Origin of the sequence: Alicyclobacillus shizuokensis NBRC 103103 (genome assembly GCF_001552255.1) — a bacterium.
GTDB lineage: Bacteria > Bacillota > Bacilli > Alicyclobacillales > Alicyclobacillaceae > Alicyclobacillus_G > Alicyclobacillus_G shizuokensis.
In genome coordinates this window covers 19,741-36,052 of the sequence record NZ_BCQV01000039.1, presented here as the reverse complement: position 1 = coordinate 36,052, position 16,312 = coordinate 19,741, and the positions used below count along the sequence as shown (strand labels likewise).

Annotated in this window: 13 protein-coding genes, 1 pseudogene and 1 riboswitch; all 14 genes and pseudogenes read left to right on the top strand. The window is 63.7% G+C overall.

The window, feature by feature from the left end; all coding sequences use genetic code 11:
* The first annotated feature begins 214 nt into the window (after nt 1-214).
* The 14 genes and pseudogenes from pxpB (at nt 215) to ASH01S_RS14140 (ending at nt 16,303) form a co-directional block, all read left to right on the top strand.
* On the top strand, nt 215-2,188 hold the full coding sequence (gene pxpB, locus ASH01S_RS19590; protein ID WP_306302869.1) for a 5-oxoprolinase subunit PxpB: 1,974 nt from the start codon (nt 215-217) through the stop codon (nt 2,186-2,188).
* 19 nt (nt 2,189-2,207) lie between these two features.
* Nucleotides 2,208-3,179, top strand: coding sequence for an aldo/keto reductase (locus ASH01S_RS14200; RefSeq protein ID WP_067929109.1), 972 nt, complete (start codon nt 2,208-2,210; stop codon nt 3,177-3,179).
* A gap of 79 nt (nt 3,180-3,258) precedes the next feature.
* Nucleotides 3,259-4,032, top strand: coding sequence for a LamB/YcsF family protein (locus ASH01S_RS14195; protein ID WP_067929108.1), 774 nt, complete (start codon nt 3,259-3,261; stop codon nt 4,030-4,032).
* A 274-nt stretch (nt 4,033-4,306) separates the two neighbouring features.
* On the top strand, nt 4,307-4,705 hold the full coding sequence (gene tagD / locus ASH01S_RS14190; RefSeq protein WP_067929107.1) for a glycerol-3-phosphate cytidylyltransferase: 399 nt from the start codon (nt 4,307-4,309) through the stop codon (nt 4,703-4,705).
* 10 nt (nt 4,706-4,715) lie between these two features.
* Nucleotides 4,716-5,918, top strand: a complete 1,203-nt coding sequence (locus tag ASH01S_RS14185; protein WP_245629092.1) for a CDP-glycerol glycerophosphotransferase family protein — start codon at nt 4,716-4,718, stop codon at nt 5,916-5,918.
* A 24-nt stretch (nt 5,919-5,942) separates the two neighbouring features.
* On the top strand, nt 5,943-7,157 hold the full coding sequence (locus ASH01S_RS14180; protein WP_067929105.1) for a CDP-glycerol glycerophosphotransferase family protein: 1,215 nt from the start codon (nt 5,943-5,945) through the stop codon (nt 7,155-7,157).
* Nucleotides 7,142-7,948 (top strand): ABC transporter permease, encoded by an 807-nt coding sequence (locus ASH01S_RS14175; RefSeq protein WP_067929104.1) that lies wholly within the window; start codon nt 7,142-7,144, stop codon nt 7,946-7,948. The genes ASH01S_RS14180 and ASH01S_RS14175 overlap by 16 nt, the downstream gene beginning before the upstream one ends.
* Before the next feature lie 111 nt (nt 7,949-8,059).
* Nucleotides 8,060-8,878: pseudogene (tagH, locus tag ASH01S_RS14170) on the top strand (teichoic acids export ABC transporter ATP-binding subunit TagH); the annotation flags it as partial.
* A gap of 137 nt (nt 8,879-9,015) precedes the next feature.
* Nucleotides 9,016-9,573 (top strand): beta-class carbonic anhydrase, encoded by a 558-nt coding sequence (locus tag ASH01S_RS14165; protein WP_067929102.1) that lies wholly within the window; start codon nt 9,016-9,018, stop codon nt 9,571-9,573.
* A 43-nt stretch (nt 9,574-9,616) separates the two neighbouring features.
* A riboswitch (Fluoride riboswitch) is annotated at nt 9,617-9,679 on the top strand.
* 187 nt (nt 9,680-9,866) lie between these two features.
* Complete coding sequence (locus tag ASH01S_RS14160; RefSeq protein WP_067929101.1) at nt 9,867-11,222, top strand: cation:proton antiporter; 1,356 nt, start codon at nt 9,867-9,869, stop codon at nt 11,220-11,222.
* Nucleotides 11,223-11,544: 322 nt separating this feature from the next.
* Nucleotides 11,545-13,209 carry a ribulokinase gene (locus tag ASH01S_RS14155; protein WP_067929100.1) on the top strand — a complete coding sequence of 555 codons (1,665 nt, stop codon included), beginning with the start codon at nt 11,545-11,547 and terminating at the stop codon, nt 13,207-13,209.
* Nucleotides 13,210-13,238: 29 nt separating this feature from the next.
* Nucleotides 13,239-14,726: an L-arabinose isomerase gene (gene araA / locus ASH01S_RS14150; protein WP_067929099.1), complete on the top strand. Its 1,488-nt coding sequence runs from the start codon at nt 13,239-13,241 to the stop codon at nt 14,724-14,726.
* A gap of 96 nt (nt 14,727-14,822) precedes the next feature.
* Entirely contained in the window at nt 14,823-15,512 is a 690-nt protein-coding gene (gene araD, locus ASH01S_RS14145; RefSeq protein ID WP_067929098.1) for an L-ribulose-5-phosphate 4-epimerase, read from the top strand.
* 113 nt (nt 15,513-15,625) lie between these two features.
* A complete protein-coding gene (locus tag ASH01S_RS14140) occupies nt 15,626-16,303 on the top strand; it encodes an HAD family hydrolase (protein WP_067929111.1) in 678 nt (225 codons plus the stop codon).
* The last annotated feature ends 9 nt before the right edge of the window (nt 16,304-16,312 follow it).

Genomic DNA, 16,312 nt, shown 5'->3' with positions numbered 1-16,312 from the left:
CCCCCTCCTCTCCCCGAGTATACGCCGAACCCGCCTGGTGGGTATAATTTGGACAATGGGGGCCAGGGACATCAGGCAGGCGCGCCTGTCTGGCTGACCTGACTGGCTGAAACGTAGGCGTGTACGCAAAAAGGCGAGAAAACTTCCCTCTGCGTTCTCGCCGCCCATCCGCTGGGGATGGTAGAATAGAACCACAAATTTCTGAACAGACGCGATGAACGACAGCGAGGGGCGGTTCGATTTTGCGCAGGCATTGCATACGTTGGAGGAGGCGGACAGGCAGCGGGTTGAGGACGAGGTGAGCCGGGTGGAGATGCTTCCTTTGGGTGACATCGGGGTGCTCGTCCGCTTTGGTGACACGATTGACGAGGCGGTGCACGGCAAGGTGCTGAGTCTGGCCCGGGCTTTGGAGGCGGAGCCTGCGGCTGGCTTTCGCGAGTGCGTGCCTGCGTTCGCAGCAGTGGCCGTCTACTATGACCCGAGTCGGACTGACTTCGAGCGGGTGAGCCGGTGGATCCTCGAGCGGATGCGGGCCAGCTCAACGGACGCCGGCCTGCAGTCGCGGGAGGTCGAAATCCCGGTTTGCTACGGGGGCGCGCTGGGGCCGGACCTGGCGGACGTAGCGGCGCACACGGGCCTCTCCGAGGAAGAGGTGGTGCGCCTCCATGGCGAGGGCGGCTATCGGGTCTACATGATTGGCTTTGCGCCCGGGTTTCCGTATCTGGGCGGGCTGCCGGCACGGCTGGCGACGCCGCGGCTGGCCGAGCCCAGGACCCAGATTCCGGCCGGCAGTGTCGGTATCGCCGGCCAACAAACCGGCGTCTATCCGCTGGCGACGCCGGGGGGCTGGCGGATTATCGGGCGCACGCCGGTGCCCCTCTTCCGGCCGGAGGAAGACCCGCCGAGCCTGTTGGCACCGGGCGACACGGTGCGCTTTCGCGCCATCAGCCGCGAGGAGTACGACCGGTTGGCGGCGGAGAGCGCCCACCGGCCCGGGGAGGAAGGGCCGCGGGCAGAGGCGGGTGGCACGGAGGCGCAAGAAGCCTCGCGGGACGCCGCGCCTCCCCCGGCTGCCTGGCAGGAAGGAGGCCAGAGCGATGATGCGGCTTTGCGCCCGGGCATCCGTGCGGGGGCCGAGCCGGGCGGGCGGCTTGAGGTGCTGCAGCCGGGCCTGCTGACGACGGTGCAGGACCTGGGGAGGCACGGGTACCAAAAATATGGGGTTTCCGTCTCGGGGGCGATGGACACCTTCGCCCTGCGCGTGGCCAACCTGCTGGTCGGGAACCCGGAGGGGGCGCCGGCGCTGGAAATGACGGTGCGTGGGCCGAAGCTGCGGTTTACCGAGGACACGCTGGTGGCGCTCGCCGGATTCGGCATGACCCCACACGTGGCGGGGCGGGAGGTGCCGACGTGGCGGCCGGTGTTGGTGCGGGGCGGCCAGGTCCTGGAGTTTGAGCCCAACCCGCGCGGCTGCCGGATGTACCTGGCGGCGCTCGGGGGCATCGCCGTGCCAGAGGTGTTGGGCAGCGCCAGCACCTACCTGCGCGCCGGAATGGGCGGCTGGCGGGGGCGAGCCCTGAAGGCGGGGGACGTGTTGCCGCTGGGCAGCCCATCAGCCTTGGGGCGGATGCGCCAGCAGGCGCTGGCGGCGGCCGGCCAGGACGCGGAGGATGGGTCAGGTGGCGGGGCGAGTCCGTTCGTGCTGGCCGCTTGGACGGTGGACCCGGGGCTCTTGCCCGATTACCGGCCCAATCCGCGCGTGCGCGTGCTGCCCGGCGCGCAGGTGGACGCGTTCAGCGAAGCGGCCCGGAGCACGCTGGCGCGGGCGCCGTTCACCATCACCCCACAATCGGATCGGATGGGGTACCGGCTCAGGGGGCCGAGGCTGGCCCCGCGGCGGAAGCTGGAGATGGTGTCGGAGCCGACGGCGGCCGGCGCGGTGCAGGTGCCGGGCTTGGGGCATCCGGTGGTGCTGCTGGCGGATTGCCAGACGACCGGTGGGTATTCGGTCATCGCCCAGGTCATGGAGGCGGACCTGCCGGTCATCGCCCAAGCGCGGCCCGGCGAATCGCTGCGCTTTGTGTGGGTGACGCTGGAGCAGGCGCGGGCGGTGCAGCGAAAACGGGAACAAGGCCTCGCCGAACTGCGCGTGGGATTGTCGAAGGCGGCTGGTTTGTTTCCAATTTGAAACAAGGGGCGTGGAATGGATGAAGTATCGCAGGTTGGGCGCCAGTGGACTTGAGGTTTCCGTGTTGGGGCTGGGCACGAACGCGTTCGGATCGCGGGCGGACGAGGACGCTTCCATCCGCGTCCTGCACAAGGCCCTCGACGCCGGCATCAACTTCATCGACACGGCCAACATTTACAGCGGCACCGAATCGGAGCGCATCATCGGCAAGGGCCTGAAGGGGCGCCGGCACGAGGCGGTGATTGCCACGAAGGCGGGGATGAAGCGCGGGGACGGGCCCAACCAGGGCGGGTCTTCCCGGGCGCACCTGATGGGCGAGTTGGAGGACAGCCTGCGTCGGCTGCAAACGGATTACGTCGACCTCTACCAGATTCACCGGTTTGATCCATCCACACCCTTGGAGGAGACGCTGCGGACGCTGGACGATATGGTCCGCTCCGGCAAGGTGCGTTACATCGGCGCGTCCAACTACGCGGCCTGGGAGCTGATGAAGGCGCTGTCCATCAGCGAGCGGTACGGCTGGGAGCGCTATGTGTCCATCCAGCCGTCGTATTCCCTGGCCGACAGGACGCCGGAGGCGGAGTTGATTCCGCTGTGCTTGGACCAGGGGGTTGGCTTGATTCCATACTTTCCGCTGGCGGGTGGCATCCTAACCGGCAAGTACCGGCGCGGGAGCGCGGCGCCGAGCGGATCGAGAGCGGAGAAGGACCCGAATTTCGCCCGCCGGCTGGACGACGACCGGCTGCAGCTGGGCGAGCGTGTGGCGGATTTGGCGTCCTCGTTGGGTTGCTCTCCTGGGGCGCTGTCGCTGGCGTGGCTGATGACCCGCCCGGCGGTGGCGACCATCATTGTCGGCGCGACGCGCGAGGAGCAGGTGGAGGAAAACCTGAAGAGCGTCGATTTGGTGCTGGACGAGGATACGCTGCAGAAGCTGGACGACCTCAGCGCGCCGTTCCGCTACATTCCGTTTGCGTCGTACCGGGCCAACTGAGCGGCAACGGGAAGCTGGGACGGGGGGCGCGGCCGCCCTGTCCCGGTCAATTAGCGATTTGCGGATGGGAGGGTAGGCTGTGCCCGTTTTGGACCTGAACTGCGACCTCGGCGAGAGCTTTGGCGTCTATCGCCTGGGCCAGGATGACGAGATGCTGGACGTGGTCACATCGTGCAACATCGCCTGCGGGTTCCATGCGGGCGACGCGGGCACCATGCGCCGGACGGTGGAACGGGCGCTGAGCAAGGGTGTGGCGATAGGCGCGCATCCAGGGTTGCAGGACCTGGTGGGGTTTGGCCGGCGCAACATGGACATCTCGCCGCGAGAGGCGTACGACATCGTCGTCTACCAGATAGGTGCACTGGACGCGTTTGTGCGGGCGGCAGGGGGCCGTATGCAGCATGTCAAACCGCACGGGGCGCTGTATAACATGGCGGCGGTGCGGGCGCCTTTGGCGGCGGCGGTGGCCGAGGCGGTCTACAAGGTCAATCCGGAACTCATCCTGTTTGGGCTCTCGGGCAGCGAGTTGGTGCGGGCCGGGGAGCGGATAGGGCTGCGTACGGCGAATGAAGTGTTTGCCGACAGGACCTACCAGCCGGACGGCTCCCTGACGCCGCGGCGGCAGCCGGACGCGCTGATTTCAGACACCGACCGGGCCGTTCAGCAAGTCATCCGCATGGTCAAAGAGGGAAAGGTGTTGTCGCAACAGGGTGTGGACGTGGCGATTGCGGCGGACACGGTCTGCATCCACGGCGACGGCCCGCAGGCGCTTGAGTTGGCCCGGCGCATTCGCACGGCCCTGGCGCAAGCGGGTGTCCGGGTGGCGGCGGTGGGGCGGAAGTGGATGGACTGAAGCCATGTTTCACCATTGATCTGCCGCAGCGGCGGGCATATAATGTCGAGTATGGTATTGAGCTGAAAAATATGCCCATCCTCATGTTGGAAAGTCGGACAACCTCTTGCGTGCGTCCGACTTTCCCATTCCCGCGCAGGCGCTTGGAACGGATGGGCGCTTGTTGCCCATGGTGCACGGTGTCGAACCGCTCTGAGTGGTCTCCGGCGAGCGGTCAACCGAGCGTGGCGCGAGGCCGCCGATGCGGACGCAACCGCCCAAAGGGGGATGCGCAGTGAAAAAGGTTTTGACCTATGGGACGTTTGACCTGTTGCACTGGGGGCACATCAATTTGCTCAAGCGCGCGAGGGAGCTGGGGGATTACCTGGTCGTGGGCCTGTCCACAGATGAATTTAACGCGGAGAAGAATAAGAAAGCGTATTATAGCTATGAAAATAGAAAGCTTATCCTGGAAGCCATCCGCTATGTCGACGAGGTCATCCCGGAGGTCTCCTGGGAGCAAAAGGTCCGCGATGTTATCGAGCACCACATCGACATCTTCGTGATGGGAGATGACTGGAGGGGGAAGTTTGATTTTCTCAAGGAGTACTGCGAAGTGGTCTACCTGCCGCGGACCATTGGCATCTCCTCGACGCAGATCAAGCAGGATCTCCTCTCCGCAAACAATGGTTAGAGAGTGGGCCGTGGAGCTGTACCTTTTCACGTTCCGCGTCCTGTTTACCCTATGCAGCGTGTTTCCGCTGCGGGACAAGTTCACTTTTGTCGACACGTTCGCCGACAACTGCCGGTTTGTGCATGAGGAGCTGCGGCGCCGCGACGCGGACAAGCGCGTCGTCTTCCTGCATGCGTCGAGCCGCAGCGCCAGCGCCAGGGCGGCGGGAGCGGTCAACATCCGCTTCTCGGCCAGGCGGCCCTGGGACCTGGTGCGGGCGGTGTACCATGTGGCCACATCGCGCTATATCATCGTCGATAACTATTATGCCTTCCTCGCCGCGGCGCGATTCCGGCCCGGCGTCGAGTGCGTGCAGCTGTGGCACGCAGCCGGGGCGCTGAAGACGTTCGGCCTGTGCGACGAAAGCGTCAAGGAACGGACGGATCGGGCAAAGCGGCGGTTTCGCCGCGTCTATCAGCAGTTTCACAAGGTGGTCGTCGGGTCGGACGCGATGGCGCGCCAGTTTGAGCAGGCGTTCGGTTTGCCGGCGGATAGGATGGTGCGCACGGGGGTGCCGCGCACGGACGCGTTTTTCGATTCGCAGCACCGCGAGCGCGTGGTTGCCCGGCTGCGGGCGGAGAACCCGGCCCTGGCCGGGCGGCGCGTCATCCTGTATGCCCCGACCTTTCGCGACGGGGAGCTGGACTCGTTCCGGCTGCACCTGGACATCGCCGGGCTGCGGCGCGGCTTGGGGGACGGCTATGCGCTGATCTTGCGCCTGCACCCGGCGGTGAAAAACCGCGTTGCCGACCTGTCCGCCTACCGAGGCTTTGCCTTCGATTACTCGGATTACGCGGACGCAGGTGACCTGTTGCTCTTGGCCGATTATCTCGTCACGGATTATTCGTCCATGCCGTACGAATACGCGCTGTTGGGCCGGCCGATGGTCTTCTATCCATACGATTTATCCACATATGCCCGCAAGCGCGGGCTGTGGGCGGAGTACGAGTCGATGGTGCCGGGGCCGGTTGTGTTTTCGACGGCCGAGATTGTCCGCGTGATTCGGGAAAACGCGTTTGATCTGGAACGCGTGCAACAATTCGCGGCGGTGTGGAACCAATATTCTCAGGGCCAGTCGAGCCAACGGCTGCTGGATCTCCTGCTGGCCGAGACGCCCTATTATGCGCTCCCGACCGACATGGCGGCTGGCGCGGGCATCCGCCAGCCGATGTAGGATGGGAGGACATCCTGCTTGCGAATGAGGTCATGGGTCTCCAAAATGGGACGCAGGCGGTGGCTGCAGGCGGGGCTTCGCGCTGGTTTTGCGCTGCTGTCCTGGCTGCCGGTCAAGCGCCGCCTGATTGTCTTTGAGAGCTTCATGGGGCGCCAGTACAGTTGCAACCCGCGCGCCATCTACGAATACATGCGTGCGCACCGCCCAGAGTACCAGCTGCTCTGGAGCGCGCACCCGGAGGCGGAGGCGCGGTTTGCGGAGCACGGCGTCTCCTATGTGCGGCGGTTTTCGCCTGCGTGGTGGCTGGCGATGGCGAGGGCCCGCTATTGGGTGACCAACAGTCGGCTGCCGCTGTGGATGTCCAAGCCTCGCCACACCGTGTACGTGCAGACGTGGCACGGGACCCCGCTCAAGCGCCTGGCCGGCGACATGAGCGAGGTGCATATTCCAGGACAGACAAATGAAGGGTACAAGCGGGGGTTTTATCGCGAGGCGGCCAAGTGGGACTATTTGGTCTCGCCCAACGCGTATTCGACCGCCATCTTTCGGCGCGCCTTTCGCTACACGGGCGAGGTTCTGGAAACCGGGTATCCGCGCAACGACTACCTGTATACGCACCACGAGGATGGGTCTGTGGCGCGCATCCGCCAGCGCCTGGGCATTCCCGACGGGCGGCGCGTGCTGTTGTACGCGCCGACCTGGCGCGATGACGAATACTTCGACGTGGGCCGGTACCGTTTTGGCCTGCACATGGACTTGGATCGGATGCGGGAGCGGTTGGGGGACTCCTTTGTGCTGCTCCTGCGCCTGCACTACCTGGTCGCCGAACGGATGGACCTGGGTGCGTACAAGGGTTTTGCCATCGATGTGTCGAATCATGAGGATATCCGGGAGCTATACCTGATTTCGGACCTGCTCATCACGGATTATTCGTCCGTGATGTTTGACTACGCCAACCTGCGTCGACCGATGGTGTTTTACGTCTACGACCTGGAGACGTACCGGGATCGGCTGCGTGGCTTTTATTTCGACTTTGAGCGCGAAGCGCCAGGACCGCTGGTGCGCAACACGGAGGAAATCATCGCGGCGGTCGAGGCTGCACAGGCATCTGGGTTTCAACCGACTCCCGCCTTGGAGGCGTTCGCCCATCGTTTTTGCCGCCTTGAGTGCGGTGAATCCGCCAGGCGGGTGGTCGAGCACGTCTTTGGAGAGAGGAAGAAAGCATGCGTTCAGCCGTGACGGTATTGATTGAGCACATTCGCAACCTGTACTTGATTCGCCGTTTGTCGCTGTTCGAGCTGAAGAGCGACAACAGCGGCCACTACCTCGGCATTCTCTGGGAAATTATTAACCCGATGATTCAGATAGGCATTTATTGGTTCGTGTTTGGCTACGGGATTCGCCGCAGCCATCCGGTCGAGCAGGTGCCGTTCATCCTCTGGATGCTGGCCGGGATGACCGTCTGGTTTTTTGTGAATCAGGCCACCTTGCAGGCTTCCAAGTCGGTCTACACGCGCATCCGCATGGTGGCGCAGATGAACTTCCCCATCAGCGTGATTCCAACCTACGTCATCACCGCCAAGTTCTATCAGCACCTGATACTCTTGGCCATCGTTTTTATCATCTTTCAGTTCACGCCCTTTCACGTGTCCGTGTACCTGATTCAGCTTCCCTATTATATGTTTGGCCTGCTGGCGTTGTTGGTCTCGTTTTCGCTCATCACGTCGACCCTGGCCACCGTGGTGCGCGACGTGCAGATGGTGGTGCAATCGTTCATGCGCATCCTGCTCTATTTGACGCCGCTCCTATGGGATCCCAGCCATCTCCCGCACCTGGTGCAGGTCATCATGCGGATCAATCCGTTGTTCTACATCGTCGAGGGCTACCGTTCCGCTTTGCTCGGAACATCCTGGTACCTGGTTGACCACGCCGCTTATACCGTATACTTTTGGATTGTCGTCATCCTGTTTTTTGTGTTTGGCTCTGCTGTGCACCTGAAGTTTCGGGCGCATTTTGTCGATTATATGTGACATGCAGCGCGTCGGCGTCACGCCGGGCCGCACTAGGCACACCGCGAACCCACGGGGCGGCGCCCAGGCGGCGGGCGCGTCTCGGCAAACCGGAGGATGGATGTGAGGACCATGGAGCATGCGGTCGTCGTCGAGAACGTTACGAAAAAGTACAAGTTGTTCAAACGCACATCCGAGCGCCTGCTGGACATGATCTTGCCCGGCGGCTATGGAGAGGACTTCTACGCGCTGCGCAACGTCAGCTTCACAGCCGACAAAGGGGACGTCATCGGCATCATCGGCGTGAACGGATCGGGCAAATCGACGCTCTCCAACATCATCGCCGGTATCCTGCCGCCGACCAGCGGCAGCGTGAAGATTGACGGTCAGGCTTCGCTCATCGCCATCTCCTCCGGCTTGAACAACCAACTGACGGGCCGCGAGAACATCGAGCTCAAGTGCTTGATGCTCGGTTTCAACAAGCAGCAAATCCGCGCCATGGAACCGGAGATCATCGAATTTGCCGACGTCGGCAAGTTTATCGACCAACCGGTCAAAACGTACTCCAGCGGGATGAAATCGCGCCTGGGCTTTGCCATCTCGGTTCATATCGATCCGGACGTGCTTATCATCGACGAGGCGTTGTCGGTGGGCGACCAGACGTTTGCCGACAAGTGCCTGGACAAGATGAACGAGTTCAAGCAGCGAGGCAAGACGATTTTCTTCATCAGCCACTCGATTGGGCAGGTGAAAAGCTTCTGCGAAAAGGCGCTGTGGTTGGAATACGGCGAGGTGCGCGGGTACGGAAAGATTGCCGACATCGTGCCGCAATACGAGAAGTTCCTCAAGGAGTACCGGGCGATGTCGGACAAGGAAAAGCGCCAGTACAAGGAACGCGTCATGCGCAAGCAGCGCGGCGAGGCGCTGGAGGCGGCGAAGGCGGCAGCGAAGTAAAGGGCCGGGCGGCCCTGGGTGCATGCGCGGCAGGGGGCCGGGTCTACGCGCGTGTGCGGCGGGATACGCGGGCTGCAGCTGCCGTGTCCCTCTCGTCTCTGTCACAATCGGATGCACGACAGGAGGTATGCCGGATGTCCCGGTTGACCGAGATCCTGGAACACAATCGGCGCTTTGTTGCGGACAAAGACTATGTACCCTACCAGACTTCCAACCTTCCGGACAAGAAACTGGTGGTCATCTCCTGCATGGACACTCGCTTGGTGGAGCTTTTGCCCATGGCGATGAACCTGAAGAACGGCGACGCCAACGTCATCAAGGTGGCGGGCGCCATGGTCGGCCATCCGTTTGGCCGCGTGATGCAGAGTGTGCTGGTCGCGGTTTATAATCTGGGGGCCGAGGAAGTGTGCGTGGTCGGACACCACCGCTGCGGGATGGCGGCCACGCATGCCAAGACCCTGCTTGAGACGATGAAAAGCCGCGGCGTACCCGCCGAGACTCTGGACACCCTTGCCCACAGCGGCATCCGGCTGGAGGAATGGTTGGCGGGATTTAGCGACGTCCGCGCCGAGGTGCGTAACAGTGTCGCCACCATTCGCAACCACCCGCTCCTGCCGCCGGGCGTCAAGGTGCATGGACTCGTCGCAGATCCGGACACGGGAGAGCTGGAACTGGTGGAATCGGGCGATTGACGGTGTCCTCGCATGCCTCCCCGCTCTATGATGAGGCATAACCAATTCCATTGGTGATGGAGCTCACCACAACCTCCTCGCAAAGGATGATGGCTCCTGCGGCAGCGCGACGCGCCCCCGCGGGAGCCTGTTTTGTCGACATACCGGGCCCTCAGGCAGGCGCGGAAACTGGTGTCCGAGGCCTGCGGCTGTTTGTCCGCGGTGGACGCTTGCCTTGTAAAGGCTCCCTCCCTCCGCATACGCTATCTCACGTTTGCCTGGCCAGGCGCGAATCCGAATGTGGAGGGAGACGGATGTTCAGTTTAGCATCGGCCGACTTGGTGCGCTTTTTGTTCGCCTTAGTCGCGCTGCTGGCAGCCGCCAACGTGCTCGGCTATGTGGCGGAGCGGTTGGCCATTCCGCGCGTCATCGGGGAAGTGACCGGAGGGCTGCTGCTCGGGCCCACCTGTTTTGGCGCCTTGTTCCCGCAAGCGTTTCACTGGCTGTACCTCGGGTTTTCGTCCGAGAGCGACCTGTTCGGGCTGTTGTATCAATTCGGGATGATCCTCTTGCTGTACACGGCGGGGCTGAAGTTCCAGTCTCGGTTCGCCAAGGCGGACCTGAAGCTCGGTATCGCCATCATCATCGGGTCCACCATCATCCCGTTCGCGGTCGGTTGGCTGTCGACCTACCTGTTCAACCCAGCCCAGTTTCTCGGGGCTGCGCACAACATCGTGGCGCTGAAGATTGTTGTCGCCATCTCCATCGCTGTGACTTCCATCCCGGTCATTGCGAAAATCTTCTCCGATTTGGGCATCATGCACTCCCGCTTTGCGAAAATCGTCGTCGCGATTGCCGGGGTGCACGACCTCATCCTGTGGGTGGCGTTGGCCATCGCCTCCGGCATGGTGTCCTCTCCGGGCGGCCATATCGACGCCTGGACGGTCTCGCGCAGCCTGGTCGTCACCTTCGCCTTCTTGGTTGTCTGCATCGCCCTGGTGCCCTGGGGCTTGCGCCGCATCACCTCCAAGCGCGCGAACTTCCTGTTTCGGGCCTCGTTTTTGGGCTACTTTTTGGTCATCTTGTTCGCCTTGGCGGACATCGCCGGCTATCTGAAGGTGGACGTCATGTACGGCGCGCTACTGGCCGGCATCGCGACCAAGTTCGCCCTGCCCGAATCCCTCCACCAGCGCCTGGAGGCGGGCATCAACGGAATTGCGTTTGCCCTCTTCATCCCGCTCTACTTCGCCATCGTTGGGCTGCAGCTGAACCTGGCCAAACACTTCAGCGTCGGCTTCTTTATCCTCTACCTCATCTTCGCGACCATCGTGCAGAGCGTGGTCGTGTACCTCACCTGCCGGGTGGTCAAAACGGACAAACTGACGAGCCTCAACTTTGCGGCCGCCATGAACGCCCGCGGCGGCCCCGGGATTGTGCTCTCGTCGGTGGCGTTCTCGTTCGGCATCATCAACCAGGACTTTTTCGCCATCCTGGTGATGCTGGCGCTGTTGACCTCCTGGATGGCCGGATCTTGGCTGCGCTACGTCCTGCGCAAGGGGATGCGCTTGATGCCGGGGGATGAACAGCTGGTCATCCGCAAGGCGCAGGAGGAGGTCTTGTTCCAACCGTCCGCCGTTCCCGTTCAGTCACACGCTCCCAGGCAGCCGTAAGGCGCCCGACCGCGCATGGATGACCCCTACAACGGCATAAACTAGCATGGCGGGCTCACCTGACCAAGGGTGGGCCCGCAGGGTGACTGGACCCAAAAATGTACGTACAAATATGTTGACATCCAACCCTGATAGATTGAAAATACAAGGTAGATGTACGCAGTCTTGGCGGGCATCTAGGCCTTATTGTACGGACAAATCGCCGCATGGGAATCCGCTTTCCCTTTCCTCGGCCTCGAGGGGCCTGGGAACCTCGCTGTGGTGCGCTTTTTGTCTCTTCAAGACGTGCGATTTCCCAGTAGAATTGGTAGGTGAACCCACGTTGCCATACGCGATTGGCATTGATTACGGTACCCAGTCCGGGCGCGTGCTGCTGCTCAACCTCGCGACGGCCAGGGAAGAAGCCGTCTCGGTCGTGCCTTACCGGCACGGCGTGATAGACGACGCGCTGCCGGGCACCGATATCGCGCTGGCGCCCGACTGGGCGCTGCAGCACCCGCAGGATTATCTCGACGTCCTCTACCAGGGCGTTCCCGACGTCCTGACGCAAGCCGGCGTCTCCGGCCGCGACGTGGTCGGGGTGGGCATCGATTTCACTTCTTGCACCGTCCTGCCGGTGGCGGACGACGGCACCCCGCTGTGCCTGCTGCCGGAGTGGCGCCAGCGCCCGCACGCCTGGCCGAAGCTGTGGAAGCACCACGCCGCCCAGCCGATTGCGGATCGCATCAATGAGTTGGCCCAGGCGCGCGGGGAGTCGTTTCTGTCCCGCTACGGCGGCCGCGTTTCATCCGAATGGTACTTTCCGAAGCTGCTGGAAGTGTTTGAGCAGGATCGATCTGTATACGACGCCTGCGCCGCCTTCGTTGAGGCGACCGACTGGATTGTCTGGCACCTGACCGGGCACTTGCGGCGCAACAGCTGCACCGCCGGTTACAAGGCGATGTGGTCGCCCGACGAAGGCTTTCCGCCGCTCGATTTCTTCACCGCGCTCAATCCCGATTTTGTCGATCCGTTTGCCAAACTGGGGCACGAGTTCTACCCGCTCGGCACCTGCGCGGGCCACGTCCGGCCCGATGTGGCGGCCAAGCTGGGTCTTTCCGAACAGGCGGCGGTGGCGGTGGGCAACGTCGACGCCATGGTCTCGGTACCGCCCGTCGGCGTGAAGGCGCCCGGATCGTTTGTGATGGTGATGGGGACCTCCATCTGCCACCTGACGGTGACCGACGAGGAGGTGCGCCTGCCCGGCATCACCGGCGTCGTCAAGGACGGGGTACTGCCCGGACGCTATGGCTACGAGGCCGGCCAGGCGGCTGTGGGCGACATGTTTGAGTGGTTCGTCAAGCACCAGGTGCCCCCGCGTGAACAGGCGGCGGCCGAACAGGCAGCGGTCTCCATCTATGAGCACCTGGAGGCGCAGGCGGCGCGGCTCGCCATCGGCGAGAACGGGCTGATTGCGCTGGACTGGTGGAACGGCAACCGCAGCATCCTCTCTGACGCCAACCTGAGCGGGGTCATCGTCGGCTATACGCTGGCGACGACGCCGGCGGAGGTGTACCGGGCGCTGCTCGAGTCCACCGCCTTTGGCACGCGGCGCATCGTCGAGAACTTCGGCGCCCACGGCATCCCTTTTCACGAACTGGTGGCCTGTGGCGGCCTCGCCCACAAGAGTCCGCTGTTGATGCAGATCTACGCCGACGTGATGGGGCTTCCGGTCATCGTGCGCGATTCGCGCGAGGTACCGGCGCGCGGCGCAGCCCTGTTCGGCGCGGTGGCGGCCGGATCGGCCAAGGGCGGGTTTGACACAATTGAGCAGGCGAGCGACGCCCTCGCCGCCCCGGTGGCGCGCCGGTATGAACCCAATCCGGCGGCTCACGCGGCGTACAATCGGCTCTACGGCCTGTACAAAGAGCTGTACGGCTGGTTTGGGCAGGACAACGTCCGCCTCATGCACGAGCTCAAATCCATCCGTCTGACGGCGGCGAAATGACCTTGCGCTGGACAACAGGAGGAGAAAACATGCGGAAACCGACCTTGCAGTTTTGGTTTGTCACGGGCAGCCAGCACCTGTACGGAGAAGAGGCGCTGCGCCAGGTCGAGGCGCACACGACGGAGATGGTGCGCGCCCTCAATGCCGGCGGCAGGCTGCCGTTTGCCTTGGTGCAAAAGCCGGTGGTCGCGACGGCGGAGGCGATTCACGCCCTGTTCCTGGAGGCCAACCGAGATCCGACCTGCGCCGGCGTCGTCACCTGGATGCACACGTTCTCGCCGGCGAAGATGTGGATTGCCGGGCTGATGAGCTGCCAGCGCCCGATTCTGCACCTGCACACCCAGTTCAATCGGGACATCCCGTGGCCATCGATAGACATGGACTTCATGAACCTCAACCAATCAGCGCACGGGGACCGCGAGTACGGCTTCATGGCCGCCCGGCTCAAGGTGGCGCGCAAGGTGGTCGTCGGCCACTTCGCGGACGAGGCGGTGCAGTCGCGCATCGCCGCCTGGATGCGCGTGGCGGCCGCGCACCGCTTGAGCCAGGGGCTGAAGGTCGCGCGCTTTGGTGACAACATGCGCGACGTGGCGGTGACCGAGGGCGACAAGGTGGAGGCGCAAATTCGCTTCGGCTGGACCGTGGACGGCTACGGTATCGGTGACCTTGTCGACGTCATCAACCAGGTCGGCGGCGCCGAGGTGGACAGGCTGCTCGGTGAGTACCGGGACCTGTACGAAATCCCGGCCTGGGTGGCGGACGACGCCGAGAAGTGGCAGCGCGTGCGCGAGCAGGCGCAGATTGAGCTCGGGCTGCGCCGCTTCCTCGACGAGGGCGTCTACGAGGCGTTCACCACGACCTTTGAGGACCTGCACGGCATGACCCAGCTCCCGGGCCTGGCGGCGCAGCGGCTGATGGCCGACGGCTATGGCTTCGGCGGCGAGGGCGACTGGAAGACAGCGGCGCTCCTGCGCGTGTTCAAGGTGATGGCCGACCTGAAGGGCACCTCCTTCATGGAGGATTACACCTACCACCTGGAGCCGGGCAACCAGCTGCTGTTGGGCGCGCACATGCTCGAGGTCTGCCCGACGGTGGCGGCCGACAAGCCGCGCCTGGAGGTGCACCCGCTGCTCATGGGTCACAAGGCCGATCCCGCCCGGCTTGTGTTCAACGGACGTCCTGGCCGGGCGGTGGTGGTGTCCGTGGTTGACCTGGGCCACCGCTTCCGCATCGTGCAGAACGAGGTGGAGGCGGTGCCGGTGCCCAAGGACATGCCCAAGCTGCCGGTTGCGCGCGTGCTGTGGCGGCCGGAGCCATCCTTGTCCGCCGCGGCGGAGGCGTGGATTTACGCCGGCGGCGCGCACCACACCGTGTTCTCCTACGAAGTCACGGCGGAACAGGTGCAGGACTTTGCGGACATCCTCGGCGTGGAGTGCGTCACCATCGACCAGCACACCAACCCGCAGGAGCTGCGCACGCGCCTGCGTCTCGACGATGCCGCCTGGAAGCTGGTGTAGAGCGGGTGGGCTACGGGAGGCAGGCGTTTTTGTGGGGCGGGGGGATGGTCCCGCCCCGTTTCCTAGCATGACGAATCCCAACGGAGGTGGATGAGGGTGCTGGAAGAACTGAAGCAGGCCGTGTGGGAGGCCAACCTTCAACTGCCCAAGCATCAACTGGTAAAATTCACGTGGGGCAATGTCAGCGGCGTTGACCGCGAACGCGGCCTGTTTGTCATCAAGCCAAGCGGGGTGCCGTACGAAGAACTGAAAGCGGAGCACATGGTGGTGTGCAACCTGGACGGCGAGGTGGTGGAAGGGGACTTGCGCCCCTCCTCCGACACACCGACGCACGCTCTGTTGTACAAGTCGCTGCCGACGATTGGCGGCATCGTGCACACGCACTCCCCGTGGGGCACCGTGTGGGCGCAGGCGGGCAAGCCGATTCCCGCGCTTGGCACCACCCACGCCGATTATTACTACGGATCTATCCCCTGCACGCGGGCGCTGACGGACGACGAGATCGGCGGCGACTACGAATATGAAACCGGGCGCGTCATTGTCGAGACGCTGGGCGAGACAAATCCGCTTTCGATGCCGGGCGTGTTGGTCCGCAGCCACGCGCCTTTCTGCTGGGGCAAGGACGCCGCGGACGCGGTGCACAACGCGGTGGTGCTGGAAGAGGTGGCGAAGCTAGCCTACCACTCGCTCGCCCTCAATCCCAACCTGGCGCCGATGCAGCAAAGCCTGCTCGACAAGCACTACCTGCGCAAACACGGGAAGAACGCGTATTACGGCCAGCGCTGAACTCGCGGCTTCGGCCGTCCGGGCGACAGGCGCCCTTCCGCGCATCTTCGCCCGGCTGCCCGATGCCGCGGCATTGCCGACGACACAAGTGAGGACGTGATGGTGGCTTGGCCCTGCAAGCGAGAGTTCGACCCGAAGCCCTGTTGTTCGATTTGGATGGAACGCTGTTTCAGACGGAGACGCTGTCTGTGCCCGCTTATGAGCGGACATTTGCCGATTTGCGCCGGGAAGGGCTGTGGCGGGGGCCCACGCCGCCAGTGGAGCGGTTCCTCGGCAGCCTCGGTTTGCTCCTGGACGAGATCTGGCACAACGTGATGCCGGAGGCGGACGCCGCCACGCGCCGGCGGGCGGACGAACTTCTGCTCCAGCACCAGCTCGCTGGCTTGCAGCAGGGCGAGGGTCGTCTGTACCCGGGCGTCCCGGACACCCTGCAGGGGCTGGCGGAACTGGGCTGCCAGTTGTTTGTGGCCAGCAACGGGCTGGAGGCGTACGTGAAAGGAGTCCTCGAAGCCACCGGCATCGCCCGCTGGTTCACGGGGGCTTACAGCGCCGGGGAATACCAGACCGCCTCCAAGGTTGAATTGGTGCGGCTGCTGCTGTCGCGCCAGGGCCTGACCTCGGCCTGGATGGTGGGTGATCGGCAATCCGACGTCGAAGCCGGCAAGCACAACGGCCTGTTTGTGGTCGGCTGCGACTACGGCGGCTTTCATCAACCTGACGAGCTGGCCGAGGCCGATGTCGTCATCCACTCGTTTTCGCAGTTGTTGCCCTTGGTGCGGCAAGCACATTGAGGAGGGATT